13 protein-coding genes are annotated in these 13,830 nt (G+C 55.4%); 2 read left to right on the top strand and 11 right to left on the bottom strand.

Going from position 1 to position 13,830, the window contains the following annotated elements; all coding sequences use genetic code 11:
• Positions 1 to 134 precede the first annotated feature (134 nt).
• Complete coding sequence (locus C7820_RS31010; protein WP_116234320.1) at positions 135 to 1,199, top strand: alpha/beta hydrolase; 1,065 nt, start codon at positions 135 to 137, stop codon at positions 1,197 to 1,199.
• A 367-nt stretch (positions 1,200 to 1,566) separates the two neighbouring features.
• Here C7820_RS31010 and folE read toward each other — a convergent pair whose 3' ends face one another.
• The 6 genes from folE to C7820_RS30980 form a co-directional block, all read right to left on the bottom strand.
• Entirely contained in the window at positions 1,567 to 2,160 is a 594-nt protein-coding gene (gene folE / locus C7820_RS31005; protein WP_105444339.1) for a GTP cyclohydrolase I FolE, read from the bottom strand.
• 57 nt (positions 2,161 to 2,217) lie between these two features.
• Positions 2,218 to 2,466, bottom strand: a complete 249-nt coding sequence (locus C7820_RS31000; RefSeq protein ID WP_076175831.1) for a YneF family protein — start codon at positions 2,464 to 2,466, stop codon at positions 2,218 to 2,220.
• A 96-nt stretch (positions 2,467 to 2,562) separates the two neighbouring features.
• A complete protein-coding gene (locus C7820_RS30995; protein WP_105444340.1) occupies positions 2,563 to 3,597 on the bottom strand; it encodes an HD-GYP domain-containing protein in 1,035 nt (344 codons plus the stop codon).
• Between the two features lie 22 nt (positions 3,598 to 3,619).
• Positions 3,620 to 5,395, bottom strand: coding sequence for a tRNA epoxyqueuosine(34) reductase QueG (queG, locus tag C7820_RS34070; protein WP_116234319.1), 1,776 nt, complete (start codon positions 5,393 to 5,395; stop codon positions 3,620 to 3,622).
• Positions 5,396 to 5,440: 45 nt separating this feature from the next.
• Complete coding sequence (gene lepB / locus C7820_RS30985; protein WP_116234318.1) at positions 5,441 to 6,046, bottom strand: signal peptidase I; 606 nt, start codon at positions 6,044 to 6,046, stop codon at positions 5,441 to 5,443.
• A 155-nt stretch (positions 6,047 to 6,201) separates the two neighbouring features.
• Positions 6,202 to 6,627 carry a GNAT family N-acetyltransferase gene (locus C7820_RS30980; protein WP_076175840.1) on the bottom strand — a complete coding sequence of 142 codons (426 nt, stop codon included), beginning with the start codon at positions 6,625 to 6,627 and terminating at the stop codon, positions 6,202 to 6,204.
• A gap of 610 nt (positions 6,628 to 7,237) precedes the next feature.
• Between C7820_RS30980 and C7820_RS30975 the strand changes: the two genes are divergently transcribed.
• Positions 7,238 to 7,855 carry a superoxide dismutase gene (locus tag C7820_RS30975; protein WP_076175842.1) on the top strand — a complete coding sequence of 206 codons (618 nt, stop codon included), beginning with the start codon at positions 7,238 to 7,240 and terminating at the stop codon, positions 7,853 to 7,855.
• A gap of 142 nt (positions 7,856 to 7,997) precedes the next feature.
• Here C7820_RS30975 and mutY read toward each other — a convergent pair whose 3' ends face one another.
• The 5 genes from mutY to C7820_RS30950 form a co-directional block, all read right to left on the bottom strand.
• On the bottom strand, positions 7,998 to 9,167 hold the full coding sequence (mutY, locus tag C7820_RS30970) for an A/G-specific adenine glycosylase (protein ID WP_181909254.1): 1,170 nt from the start codon (positions 9,165 to 9,167) through the stop codon (positions 7,998 to 8,000).
• 43 nt (positions 9,168 to 9,210) lie between these two features.
• Positions 9,211 to 9,606, bottom strand: coding sequence for a holo-ACP synthase (gene acpS / locus C7820_RS30965; RefSeq protein WP_076175844.1), 396 nt, complete (start codon positions 9,604 to 9,606; stop codon positions 9,211 to 9,213).
• A gap of 198 nt (positions 9,607 to 9,804) precedes the next feature.
• The gene (locus tag C7820_RS30960) at positions 9,805 to 11,871 is read right to left on the bottom strand and encodes a beta-galactosidase (protein WP_116234317.1); all 2,067 of its coding nucleotides are present in this window, start codon (positions 11,869 to 11,871) and stop codon (positions 9,805 to 9,807) included.
• 22 nt (positions 11,872 to 11,893) lie between these two features.
• A complete protein-coding gene (locus C7820_RS30955; RefSeq protein WP_116234316.1) occupies positions 11,894 to 12,940 on the bottom strand; it encodes a glycoside hydrolase family 53 protein in 1,047 nt (348 codons plus the stop codon).
• Between the two features lie 10 nt (positions 12,941 to 12,950).
• Positions 12,951 to 13,829: a carbohydrate ABC transporter permease gene (locus C7820_RS30950; RefSeq protein WP_076175851.1), complete on the bottom strand. Its 879-nt coding sequence runs from the start codon at positions 13,827 to 13,829 to the stop codon at positions 12,951 to 12,953.
• Between the last annotated feature and the right edge of the window lies 1 nt (position 13,830).

Raw genomic sequence — 13,830 nt, 5'->3', positions numbered from 1 at the left:
TCTAACAATTGTCCGCCCCGGATTGACTTTGACCTCAGGCTTGCATAGGATATAGAGTAAAATTTTATATGTTTCGTAAACGAAGCCCGGAAGTTAAACTTAATATAGTAAAGTATTTATAAGGAGGGGCACGCATGAACATGACATCCCGTAACGACGTACATCTTCCCCGCCCCCTGCCCGATACACCATTACCGTTATCTACGCGAATGATTCGCTTTAAGCATATTTTGGTGGCACTGCTCTTGTCCGTTGTATTTTTCCTGCTCTTCTGTTTCATTGCGCTGCATGCCTACATCGCCTGGGTGTTGTCCAATCCGACAGTCGCCCCCTTGTACTCCAATCCGATGCAGGCCAAGTCCATGAAATACGAGGACGTCACTTTCCCGGCCCATGACGGCAGCCGGATGATGCAGGGCTGGTACATTCCAGCCGCGGGATCAACCAAGACGATCGTGTTCAGTCACGGGTACGGCGCCAACCGGGAGGAAACCTGGATCCCGATGTACGATTTGGCACATTTCGCCCACCGCTTAAATTTTAACGTCATTATGTTCGATTACGGATTCGCTTCCCAGAACAGCAAAGCCGTCGCGACGGGCGGCAAGGTGGAAGCCCAGCAGCTGCTGGGGGCCATCGATCTGGCCAAGCAGCGCGGGGCCAAGCAGATCGTGGTATGGGGCTTCTCGATGGGCGCCGGCACGGCCCTTCAGGCCGGACTGCAGACGCAGGATGTCGACGCCATGATTCTCGACAGCACCTTCCTGCTCGAGCCGGATACGCTGTACCATAACATCAAAAATCAGATCGACCTGCCGCGGCATCCGTCGCTGGAAATTCTGCAGCTGCTGTTCCCGGTACTGAACGGCACCAGCCTGAACCAGATTCCATACCAGCAGGTCAAAAAAGAGGATTATCCGTTCCCGATCTTCTTTATCCACGGGACGGAGGACGAGAAGGCGCCTTATCCAATCGCGGAGAAGCTTGCCTCCAACCAGACTAATCCGTATTCGGACGTCTGGATCGTGAAAGGCAGCCACCACGAGCTGATCTTCCGCGAACACTCGCGTGAATACCTGCGCCGGGTGTCCACCTTCCTTGGCAATATCAAGCTGGCTGAGCAGAAGGATATCGACAATGACCCTATGATAAGAAAAACGTCTATCGACGTACCTTCAAAGAAGACAGACCGCGATTAGCTGAAGTTTTTCTTGCGATTATAGAATGGTTCAGCTTTCGCTGAAATTTATAAATTCTATAATCTTAAGAAAAATGTCTATCGACGTACCTTCAAAGAAGACAGACCGCGATTAGCTGAAGTTTTTCTTGCGATTATAGAATGGTTCAGCTTTCGCTGAAATTTATAAATTCTATAATCTTAAGAAAAACGTCTATCGACGTACCTTCAAAGAAGACAGACCGCGATTAGCTGAAGTTTTTCTTGCGATTATAGAATGGTTCAGCTTCGCTGAAATTTATAAATTCTATAATCTTCAAAAAATAGCTGGCACAAACAAAAGAGGGCACGCCCCCTTCCGGGCGTGCCCTCTTTCTATATTGCCGTCATTATTCTTTGATCAAAGACAGAAACTCTGCTCTCGACGCCGGGTCTTCACGGAAAATGCCGCGTACGCCGGAAGTCACCGTCTTGCTGCCCGGCTTCTTCACGCCCCGCGAACACATGCACAGATGCTCGCCTTCCACGACGACCATCACACCATGCGGCTGCAGCACATCGACCATAATGTCGGCGATTTGGGACGTAATCCGCTCCTGTACCTGCAGACGGCGGGTGACCGCCTCAACCAACCGGGCCAACTTGCTGAGTCCGGCAATTTTCCCGCTCGGAATGTAGCCGATATGGACCTTGCCGAAAAACGGCGCCATATGATGCTCGCATTGGCTGTAATACACGATATCCTTGACGATCACCAATTCCTCATGATTTTCGTCAAAGGTCACGCCCAGCACATCACGCGGGTCTACCTCATATCCGGCAAAAATTTCCTCATACATCCGGGTAACGCGGGCGGGTGTCTCAAGAAGCCCTTCCCGCTCGGGATTTTCACCGATCAGCTTCAAAATTTGCTCGATATGGTACTCGATCTTCTCGCGGTTTTCACCAACCCGCGCGTTCACGTAATCTTTAACGCCAGCCACAGCACTTCCTCCTATCGCTACCCCCTGCTTCTCTGTAGACGTTCTATGCCGAGGGGATTATTTCTTCTTGCGGCCTTGACCTTGTGCCGGGCCTTTCTTGCCGGAAAACTGCTGATTTTTCATCATCTGCTGCGCTTTCTGCATCTGGCGCCCGTTCAGGTTGTAACCCATTTGCTTGGCCATCTTTTGAAGCATTTGCGGGTCATTTTGCATTTTTTCCATTTGCTTGCGCAGATAATACACGCCGATAAAAAACCCGCCGACCAAGCCGACGATCAGCGTAATAATTGGAATTACATATTGCATATTCCGCCACCCCTATAAGTATAAATCGATTCCTTGCGCGTGCCTGAGCAGCACGAACCTATCATAGCATGTCCAAATGCGGCTCGCAAATGAATTCTAGGCCAATACAGCCTCGATAAATACGGTCGTTTCCTGCGCCAAATCCAGCTCTTTAATATCCAAATGACCCGCTTCGCCGCGCACGATCCGGACGACCGGACGTCCCGGCAGCCCCCGGTGCTGACGGACGACAAGCCCCGTCTCCTTATTCGACAGCCTGACGGCCGTCCCGTTGGGATAGATCGACACCATCCTCGTAAACTGGACCAGCACGCCGTGGTCGAGCTGCTTTTCCGACATGGCCATCATTTGCTCGCAAGCTTCATGCGGCATCAGCCTCCGGCCCGAAGGCTTCAGCGGATGAATCATCCGGTCGTAAGCGTCCGCAGCGGCGACGATTTTGGCATATAAATGAATCTCGTCTCCGGTCAGTCCCCGGGGAATGCCCAAGCCGTCTACCCGCTCATGATGCTGAAGGGCGACGTGGGCGATCAGCAGGCCGAACTCCCTTTTGTTCTTGAGCTTCTCGAAACCGCGCCAGGTGTGATGGCTCTTGGAATCCGGGAACAGCTCGTCTCCCTCCCGCATGCCGTTCTTACCGATATCATGCAGCAGGGCGCCTGTAGCGAGCTCTTTGACCTGCTGATAATTCAGGCCCATATTGACGCCCATTACTGTGGACAACAGGCATACATTCATCGCGTGCACATACTGGGCGTTGTCTGCGGTCCGGACATCCGTAAGCTGCACGAGCAGCTCCTTGTTATCCATCACGTCCTCGAGGAGATGGTCCACACTCGCGCCGATCAGCTGGGTGTTCCATTCCTTCCCGGACCGCACCGCTTCAAAAGCGTCGCTCATCTCCTGAATCAGGCCCTGTTTGGTCGCTTCGCTGAGAATGTCCTCCGTATCCACGTCCGCGTAAAGCGGATCCTGAATGTAGAGCATCGTGACCCCGATTCGGTTCAGCGTACTGATCATATACACGGTAAGCTGGACACCCGCCGACAGCAGTACCGTCCCATTCCCGGAATAGATGGTTTTCCCCAAAAATTGACCGGGCTCCACACTTTCAATGCCTACATACCTCATGAACGTTCCCCCGATTGGTTACTTAATCGGCCCATCCCTTTCTTTCGGGCAGGGAGTTCTCCAAGGTCAAGAGATGGCGCTTGATCTCCATCCCTCCGCCATATCCTACGAGACTGCCGTCGGCGCCGATCACCCGGTGACACGGGACGATCAGCGGTACGGGATTTTTGTTGTTGGCTCCTCCGACGGCACGGACGGCCTTCGGTCTGCCAATCGCATTTGCGATATCTGCATAGGATCGGATCTCTCCATAAGGAATATCGGCAAGCGAGCTCCAAACCTGAAGCTGAAACGGCGTTCCCCGCATATCCAGCTGCAAGTCGAACGTCTTGCGTTCCCCGGCAAAGTACTCCCCCAGCTGGCGCTTCGCCTCTGCTAAACGCTCATCATCCTGAACGAAATCACCGCCGCCGCACCAGGTGCGGGACCATTTCTGGAGAACCGCCTCCTTGACGTTAAACGGTCCGAACTCGATCAGGCACAGCCCTTTCTCCGTTGCGCACAGCGTCAGCGGGCCGATCGGAGAAATCATCTCCGAATAAAAGACCGTTTCCTTCTCGCCTCCCAGACCGGGAGAAAAATCATCCGCAGCCATTTCGGCATCTGCGGGTTGTCCGCTTCCAGCGGGCTGAAGCTTTTCCTGCGCTTCTCTCATCATGTCTATCACCTTCTCGTCTTGTTCTGAAGCCAGACCTTTATTCAGCCAATTCAAAGCTTCTTCCCCTCCTATCCGGCCCAAAGACCACGCTGCGGCACCCCGCAGTTCCGGTCTTGGGTCTTCCAGCAGCACCCGGCCGAGGCGGGGCACCGCCGATGTATCCTTGAAGTTGCCGAGCGCAATCACGGCGTTGCGCTGAATCGGCTTGCGGCCGCGCCAGGCGGCTGCGCTTTCCCCAAACTTCTCCTTGAACTCCTTATTACTCAAATCCAGAATAGGCAGCAGCAGCGGCTTGTCCTTCTCGGGATCCGGCAGCAGATACTCATGATGCGTCCAGTTCTTCCCCTTGTTCTTTGGACAGATGACCTGGCAGGTATCGCATCCATACAGCCGGTTGCCGATCTTGCGCATCACCTCGTCCTCCAGAAAGCCCTTGGTCTGGGTCAAAAAGGAGATGCACCGCTGCGCATTAAGCTGGCCGGGGCCGACCAGCGCTCCCGTCGGGCATGCGTCGATGCACATCGTGCAGTCGCCGCAGTCCTCCGTGACGGGCGTATCCGGCGGAAACGGAATGTTGGTCACCATCTCCCCGAGGTAGATCCATGAACCCCATTTAGGCGAAATGATGCAGCAGTTCTTCGCGCTGAAGCCGATGCCGGCCCGCTCCGAAACCGCCCGGTCCACCAATGCCCCGGTATCCACCATGCTCTCCATCACCGCATCCGGCACCCGCTCCCGGATAAATGCCTCAAGCTTGCCCATAGCGTCCCGCAGCACCTGATGGTAATCCCGCCCCCACGCAGAACGGGCAAGGATCCCCCGGTATTGTCCAGGCACCTGCTTGGGCTTGTGTTCCATTTTGGATGGATAGGCTACGGCGATAGCAATGAGGGAGGCGGGCTGTGCATCGGGGAGTGCCGGGGTGACGCGTTTGTCCAGATCCGGCTCTTCAAAGCCGGATTCGTAACCAAGCTTGCGGTGGTTCTCGAGAATCGATTTCAGAGAGACAAACGGGTCAGCCGAAGCAAAACCGATATCGTCAATGCCGAACCCGGCCGCCGCCTCTTTAATGTCCTGTTTCAGCTGCTCCCACGGCGAAGCCGAAGGAGCGTACGCAGCCTGTGGTTTACCTGATGTCATTTCTCCTTGCGGCCTCCTTTCCGTTAAGAGTCGTTCCATAATGTCTTACAGCGATCTCGCTTTGGACAACGGCCAGAAAATAAATTCGGCCCGCCCAACGATGGCGCTCGCTTCCACGCTGCCGAAGGAACGGCTGTCCCGGCTTGCGCCGGCATGCCGGTTGTCCCCCATCACAAAATAGTGATCCTTGTCCAGCTTGACCGGGCCGAAATCCGCATCCTGAATTTCCACCTCGGTGTAAGGCTCGCTCTGCTCCTTACCGTTTACGTACAGCTTGTGGTTCTTCACTTCCACGGTGTCACCCGGCACGCCGATGATCCGCTTCACCAGAAATTCCTTTTTCTCCGGACCGTTGCTCGGGTCGCGAAGCACGACGACCTCGCCATGCTTCGGTGCGGTAAAATCATATACGATCTTATCGACAAACAGCCGTTCCTGCTCTACCAGCGTCGGCTGCATCGACTGCCCGCGGACCATGGACAGATTAAAAACAAATAAATTCAGCAGCATCATAATGACAAATGCGATAACCAGTGTTTTGGCCCAGTCCCAAAATTCGGACAGCCAGCCGCGCTTGCCTGCCTGCTCTCCCGGCGTTGTAACCGGCACCGGCTCGGGGCGGCCTTGCTCCCGCTGATCGACTTGATTCATGCTACACCTCATTTTTATGACAAATTCCCATATATACAGAAAAGCATATCTTCGGGCCTTTTGCAACGGCGCGTAGATATGCTCAAGTATAGTAAATATTGCTTATTCACGATATGGATGTAGGTTTTCTCCATAATACCAAAGGGTCGTTATCTCTATTGCGGCGCGACAATGCTGAGTTTCTGGAATGCCTGCAGCACCTTGTTGGCCCCGTAGCCCATCGCCTCATACAGAGGCATCGCGGCCTTGTTATGCTCGTCTCCTGCAATCATAATTCCGCTAACCTTACGCTGCTGGAACCGGCCTTCCATCATGGTGACCAGTGCCTTGCCAATTCCCTTGCGGCGGTAATCCGGATGGATGGCGATACGATAGTAGAAGCCGTGGTTATGCTCGATCGTGCCGATCAGGGCACCGACGATCTGTTCATCCTCTTCTGCAACCATAATCAGGTCGGAATCCCAGTAGAGCTGCCTGGAGAAAGGTTCGATCGTATTCTCGTAGCATTCTTCGGATAACGCGATTTGCAGCAGCTCGTTGACACGAGTCGCATCACTTAACTGAAAGGAACGAACATGCATGTTTAAATCTCCCTTTTCGTTAGCTTTATAGGATTAAGGGGATTTTCAGGGAAAACAAAAAAACCCTCTAATCCAAGGTATAGTATTACGACAAAAACCGTGAAAATCCTTCTTTATCATCCATTAAACCATAGTTTACTTTAAAAAACACGCGTTTTCTTTTGAAAGCGCTTTATGGCAAGCGTTTTCATTCTATCATCTGTAAATTTCCCATATAATGGACTAGTTTTGCGGCATAATCCTTCGGGATTTGGGTAAAGGATAACAAATGCGTCTTTCGGCGTGCCTTCACGGAATCCAAAAAAGTTTTTTCTCGCGATGAAAGAATGGCTCTACCCGCCTGGATCATTTGAGGTTCTGACTGGAAAAGGCTGCGGTTAAGTCCGTTCCAACACAGCTGGCAAGCCCGCCTCAGGATTAATTCGACTTTGTAAACATAAATGTTGATTTAATCGAAAAAATACGGTTTAATAGAAATGGAATCACGTTCCATGCTACATACTTATGCCGATAAAGGGCTCTTTTGGACAACAAAAGCGTTCCTTTATTCATATGAATCAGCCACTTGCGTTGATTCTACCCAAAAAAACATTAACAGGAGGTATTTATTATGGCATTTCAATTACCACCACTTCCATACCCGAATGATGCGCTCGAGCCGCACATCGACGCTCAAACGATGGAAATCCATCACGACCGTCACCATAACACTTATGTAACGAACCTGAACGCGGCTCTGGAAAATGCTCCTGAACTGCAAAACAAAAGCCTTGAAGAGCTGATCTCCAACCTGGACAGCGTACCTGAGAACATCCGTACAGCCGTTCGCAACAACGGCGGCGGACACGCTAACCACTCCCTCTTCTGGGAAATCATCGCCCCTAAAGGCGGAGACAAGCCAAACGGCCTTCTGGCTCAAGCAATCGACAGCGAGCTTGGCGGCTTGGACAAATTTAAGGAAGAATTCACCAAAGCGGCTACAACCCGTTTCGGCAGCGGCTGGGCATGGCTCGTCGTGGACAAGAACGGCAAACTGGCTGTAACAAGCACGCCTAACCAAGACAACCCGCTGATGGAAGGTCAAACACCGGTCCTCGGTCTGGACGTTTGGGAGCATGCTTACTACCTGAAATACCAAAACAAACGCCCTGACTACATCGCAGCGTTCTGGAACGTTCTGAACTGGGATGTTGTCAGCAAACGTTACCAGGAAATCGTACAGCCGTAAGCTGTACCTTCCCGGAAATAAAGGGGCTGCCCCCAAAGAACTGCATTGCAGTTTCTTGAGGGGCAGCCCCTTTTGCTTGTCTCTCAGCGAGATGATTCCCGGCTGCCGAGAACAGGCACGCTTTGGTTAACATTTTAAACGATTAATAGGATGAATGTTTGAAATAGTTCTGTAAAATTTTTAAAAACACATTGGGAAAGGCGTAATGCTGCATATCCTGCTCATCGATCCATCGGTACTCCGTCTGGACGGACGGCTCGCCGCTGTCCCCGGCCGCGTACATCGCCTTCAGCTCGGCTGCCTGCGGCAGGTCCTCTTCGCGGCAGCGGTAGACCTGCAGGTTCCAGTGAATATGGCTGAAGGTATGCTCCGCGTCCGTTAAATGCGCGATCGGCCGCGCAGCGATGCCTTCCTCGAGCAGCGCCCCGGCGAGGATATCCATCGCCGGCTCGTCCGGCAGCCGCCCGCTGCGCGCCGCCGGCGTCTGCAAATGCGGCAGCTCCCACATACGGGCGAGCAGCCCTTCCTGCGGACGCTGGCGGATCAGGACGCGGCCGCTATGATCACCGCGGCCCTCCACGAGGGCCACCACCCGATACTCGGGCCGCGGCGGCTTCGCCTTGGTCTTGATCGGCAGCTGCTCCTCCTTGCCTTCCTGCCTGGCGGAGCAGTGCTCCATCACCGGGCAGGTCAGGCAGTGCGGCGACTTGGGTGTGCACACCAAGGCGCCCAGCTCCATGAGCGCCTGGTTGAAGTCCGATGCCCGGCCGTCCGGGATCAGCTCCACGACCAGGCTTTCCATAAAGGCGCGGGTACTTCCTTTAATGATATCTTCCTCAATTAGGAAGTATCGCGACAGCACCCGCATCACGTTGCCGTCAACGGCCGGCTCCGGCTTGTTGAAGGCAATGCTCAGAATCGCGCCGGCCGTATACGGGCCGACCCCCTTCAAGGCGAACACGGACGCCTTGTCGTCCGGCACCATACCGCCGTGCAGCTCCTTCACCTGCTTGGCCGCAGCCTGCAAATTGCGCGCCCGGGAGTAATACCCCAGGCCTTCCCAGCATTTGAGCACATCCTGCTCAGGGGCGTCGGCCAGGTCCTCCACGGTCGGAAACCGCTCGATGAACCGGTTGAAGAACGGAATGACCGTGTCCACCCGCGTTTGCTGCAGCATGATTTCCGACACCCAAATATAGTAGGGATTGCGGTGGCGCCGCCACGGCAAATCCCGTTTATGCTTGTCGTACCATTCCAGCAGGTTGATGCTGAAATGCCGTTTCTGCTCCATTGAACTTATCGAACTGCTCATGAGGTCCTTCATACCTTTCTGGCTGGCTTGATCATGAGCCGGCCTATTCCCGCTTCTCTACAACAGCGAAGGCGGAAGCCAGCTCGGTCTGGTGGGAGATCGATAGATGGATTACATATTCCGGCTCACCCGGCAGCTCGAGGCGCTCCCAAGCCTGCTCGTTCAGCACCACGACGGGTTTGCCGCTCTCATCGGGAAGCACTTCCATGTCCACAAAGCCGATTACCCCGCCGATGCCGCAGCCAAAGGCTTTGGAGATAGCCTCCTTTGCGGCGAAGCGCCCGGCGACAAACTCGGTCAGGTTTCCGCCCCGTTTCTTGGCTTCCTCCCTTTCACGGGCGGTCAGCACCCGTTCCATAAAACGGAAGCCCTGACGGCTGCCGAGAAGCAGCCCAACCCGCTTGATTTCCAGCACATCGTGCCCGATTCCGTAAATCAATGCCCCGCACCTTCCCTTCCATGACATACAAATCCTATTGTAACAGGTGCACGTCCCAAAAACGAGCAGCTTGTGAGCAGGCATCTTTCACCAGCCATTCTTCATGGAACGATCCCTGGCACCGCAGGCAAACCCGGAGCGGATACGAAAAATGCGGAGCCCCTCGCCGGGCACCGCATTCCTGTTACCGTCTACGATTTATATGGTGCTCCGCGCCAGCAGCCTCGCACCGTATCCCTCCAGCTTGATGCTTCCGGCGACGGGATCACCGCCAAGCAGATCGCGGTATTCCCGCTCATCCAGATCCACTTGCTTGTCCTCACCCGTGAAGTTCAGGACAAACACATAGTCAGTGCTGCCGTCCGACCGAAGCTGGACCGTAACTCCTTGCGGAAGCTCGGTATCCATCACCGGGCTGACCCCCGCTTCCCGAATAAGGCGGGCATAGAAATCGCCGTAGAACGGCTCCTTCGCGCGTGAGGCGAGGTAATAGGCCTTGCCTTGTCCGAACGAATGTACCGTCAGCACCGGACGCCCGGCGTAAAAATCGTCGCCGTACTCCGCCAGCACCTGGGCGCCTTCGGGATGAATCAGGTCGCACAGGTCATACAGCTCATAATCGCCTTCGAGGCCCAGACCGTTGTCCTGGACGGGGATCATCCGGTTAAGCTCGCCCTCATGCAGGCCGTCGATCTCTTCGGACCAGATGCCGAGCGTCTTGCGAAGCGGTCCGGGGAATCCGCCCAGATGGCACAGGTCGCTCTCATTGACGATGCCGGACCAGTAGGTCGCCACCAGGGTGCCTCCGCCGGCCACAAACGCCTCCAGCGCGGCCCCGGCTTCCGCCGTGCACAAATACATCATCGGGGCGACAATCAGCTTATACCGGGAGAAGTCGTCGCCCGAACCGATCACGTCCACGGGCACGCCCATGTTCCAGAAGGCGCGGTAATGCTGCATCACCGTGCCCTCGTAGTCGATTCCCCGGTTCAGCGGCCCCTGGGAATCTTTCACGGCCCAGCGGTTGTCCCAATCCGCGATCATGGCTGTCTCCGCCGGCACGCCGGAACCGGTCACCGCGGCGATTTGTTCCAGCAGGCCGCCCAGCCGGGCTACATCCTGGAACACCCGCGTGTGCTCGTGCCCGGCATGGTCGACGACGGCGCCGTGAAACTTCTCGCTGGAGCCGCGGCTCTTGCGCCACTGGAAATACTGCACGGTGTCCGAGCCATGAGCTACGGCTTGCAGCGAGGAGAGCAGATGCATGCCCGGGCGCTTCAGCTTGCTGACCGGCTGCCAGTTCGTCAGGCTCGGCGTGCTCTCCATCAGCATGAACGGCTGCCCGCCTTTCAGCGAACGGAACAGGTCGTGGTTAAAGGAGAACCAGGATGCGAGCTTGCCCGGGTCCTGCTTGTCATGCCACGTCGGATAGGCGTCCCAGGAGATGACGTCCAGGATATCCGCGAATTTGCGGTAATCCAGCCCTTCGAACCAATCCATCATGTTCGTGGTCGCAGGAAGGTCCGGCCGGATCGCTTTGAGCGGAGCGATTTCCTGTTTGCAGAAGTCCACGGTTTGGTCCGTGACGAACCTTCTCCAGTCCAGATTGTGGCCGTGGACCATCTTTTCCCCGTGCCCGGCGGGAGATTCGATCTGGGACCAGTCCGTATACGTATGGCTCCAGAACGACGTCCACCAAGCCTGATTCAAAGCCTCCAGCGATCCGTATCGCGCCTTCAGCCACTCGCGGAACGCTTCCTGGCAGTAGTTGCAGTGGCACTCCCCGCCGTATTCATTGGAAATGTGCCAGCCGATCACGGCCGGATGGTTCGCATACCGCTCCGCCAGCTTCGTATTGATGATCCGGGTCTTCTCCCGGTATACGGGCGAAGAATAGCAGTGGTTATGGCGCCCGCCATGCAGGTTGCGCACCCGGTTCTCCCCTACGCGCAGCACTTCGGGATACTTCTGCGACATCCATGCAGGCCTTGCGCCGCTGGGGGTTGCCAGCCATGCATAAATTCCGTTTGCGGCAAACCGGTCCAGCACCTGGTCGAGCCATTCGAACGTAAATACGCCTTCCTCCGGCTCCAGCGCAGCCCAGGCAAAAATGCCGATGGCCATCACGTTGCATTTGGCCAGCTTCATCAGCCGGATGTCCTCTTCAAGCACTTCCGGATCATGCTGCCATTGGTCCGGGTTATAGTCAGCCCCATGCATGAAGCCTGAAATTTGCGGGCTGATCGGTGGATAGGATGTTTTCATATGAATACAAGCCTCTTTTCTGTTATGGGGTATAAAGCGCCGGGAGCGGATAACCGTCATGATCAAACAGCGTCAGATTGCTCCAATTGTTGGCATGGCCGACGGACCACACCTGCTGCGACGGGATCCAGCACGGCTCCCAATAATAGAAGCCCAAGCCCCGGCCATCCGGCGTGCGGCGGATGATGTCGGTTAGCGCTTTCAAATAAGCCTGCTGGCCTTCCGGCGAAACGGGGAACTCGGACGGCAATGCTTCATCATTCTCCACGATGAGGGGAAATCCTTCCCTAGTCCGAAAAGTCCAGGGGTAAGCCGTTTCCACGACGACGATGTCCCGCCCAAACCGCAGAGACAAATCCTGCAAATTCCGTTCGATCTGCTCCAGGGGGCCATGCCACCACGGATAATACGACAATCCGATCACGTCAAATGGAACCCCTTCCGCTTCCATCCGTTCAAAGAAGGTCCGGCTTCCCTCCGGATCCCCGCCGCGATCGATATGGAGCATCACCCGAACTGATCGGTCCACCGCCCGCACAGCGCTTGCGCCGGATTTGAGAAGCCCGCACAAGCGGGCCCACGGCTCCTCATCCGCTCCGGATTCCGCTTTCGGATCCACCTTCGCATCCGGCCAGAGCATGCCGTTCGTAATCTCATTTCCGATCTGAACCATATCCGGCAGGGCATCGCCGGCGCGCAGCACCGCCATCACTTCGTACGTATAGTCGTAAACGGCCTGTTCCAGCGCCGCCCCGTGCAGTCCTTCCCAAGCGGCCGGCTTCCACTGATTCGCCGGGTCAGCCCACTTGTCCGAGTAATGAAAATCCAGCAGCAGATGCATGCCGAGCTCCTTGACCCTTTTGGCCATTATCAGAGTCCGCTCCAGATTGCAGTAGCCTCCCGGCGGGTCGTTCCAGATCCGCAGCCGGACGGAGGTGGTGCCGCTGCGCTGTAAAAGCTCAAGAACGTCCACCTTGTCCGGACCCTCATGAAACGTGCCTCCCCCCTGTTCGATCTCATCCAGGAAGGACACGTCCATGCCCTTGATCCACATCTTTTCGATTTCCATGCCCTGCCTCCTATTCCTTAACCGAGCCCATCACAAGGCCCTTGACGAAATATTTTTGCAAAAACGGATAAACCAGCAGCACCGGCACCGCTCCGATGAAGATCTGGGCGGCGTTGACCGTTTTCTGCGAGAGCAGCGCCACCTCTTTCGGATCAATGCTCATGGTGCTCATATCCTTCTGCACAATGACCGTCTGCAGGAAGGTCGCCAGCGGAAACTGCTTGGCATTGTTCAGGTACAGCAGCCCGTCGAACCACGAGTTCCAGTGGAACACCATGCTGAACAGCGCCAGCGTTGCGATTGACGGAAGCGATACCGGCAGGAAAATCGAGAAGAGGGTGCGGAAATGCCCGGCTCCGTCAATGAACGCCGCTTCCTCCAGCTCTTTCGGGATCCCCCGGAAAAAGTTCAGCAGCAATATCGTGAGATACACGTTGACCGCTCCTGGCAGAACGAGCACCCAGAAGGAGTTGATGAGATGCAGCTTCTGGATGACGATATAGAACGGCACCAGCCCGCCGCTGAAGATCATCGTAAACACGAACACCCAGGAGTACACGTTTCTCGCCCGAAAGACCGAAGCTTCCTTCGACAGCGGATAGGCCGCCAGAAAGGCCAGCAGCAGCGTGAGCGCGGTGCCCAGCACCGTACGCTTTACCGAAACCCAAATGGAGTGCAGGAACACGGGGTTGTCGATCGTTTTTTTGTAGGCCTCCGTCGAGAACTGCACCGGCCAGAGGCCGACCAGATTGGCGTCCGCCGCCGACTTGGCGCTGAACGACACCGCCAGCACATGCAGCAGCGGAATGATGCACATCAGCGACAGGCACAGCAGCACCAGGGTATTGGCGACCGAAAATATGCGGTATGAAGCGGTTTTATGATACATC

Origin of the sequence: Paenibacillus sp. VMFN-D1, from assembly GCF_003386155.1 — a bacterium.
Taxonomy (GTDB): Bacteria; Bacillota; Bacilli; order Paenibacillales; family Paenibacillaceae; genus Paenibacillus_AQ; species Paenibacillus_AQ favisporus.
Note: the sequence above shows the minus strand (reverse complement) of the source record. Positions and strands in the feature narration are given on the sequence as shown.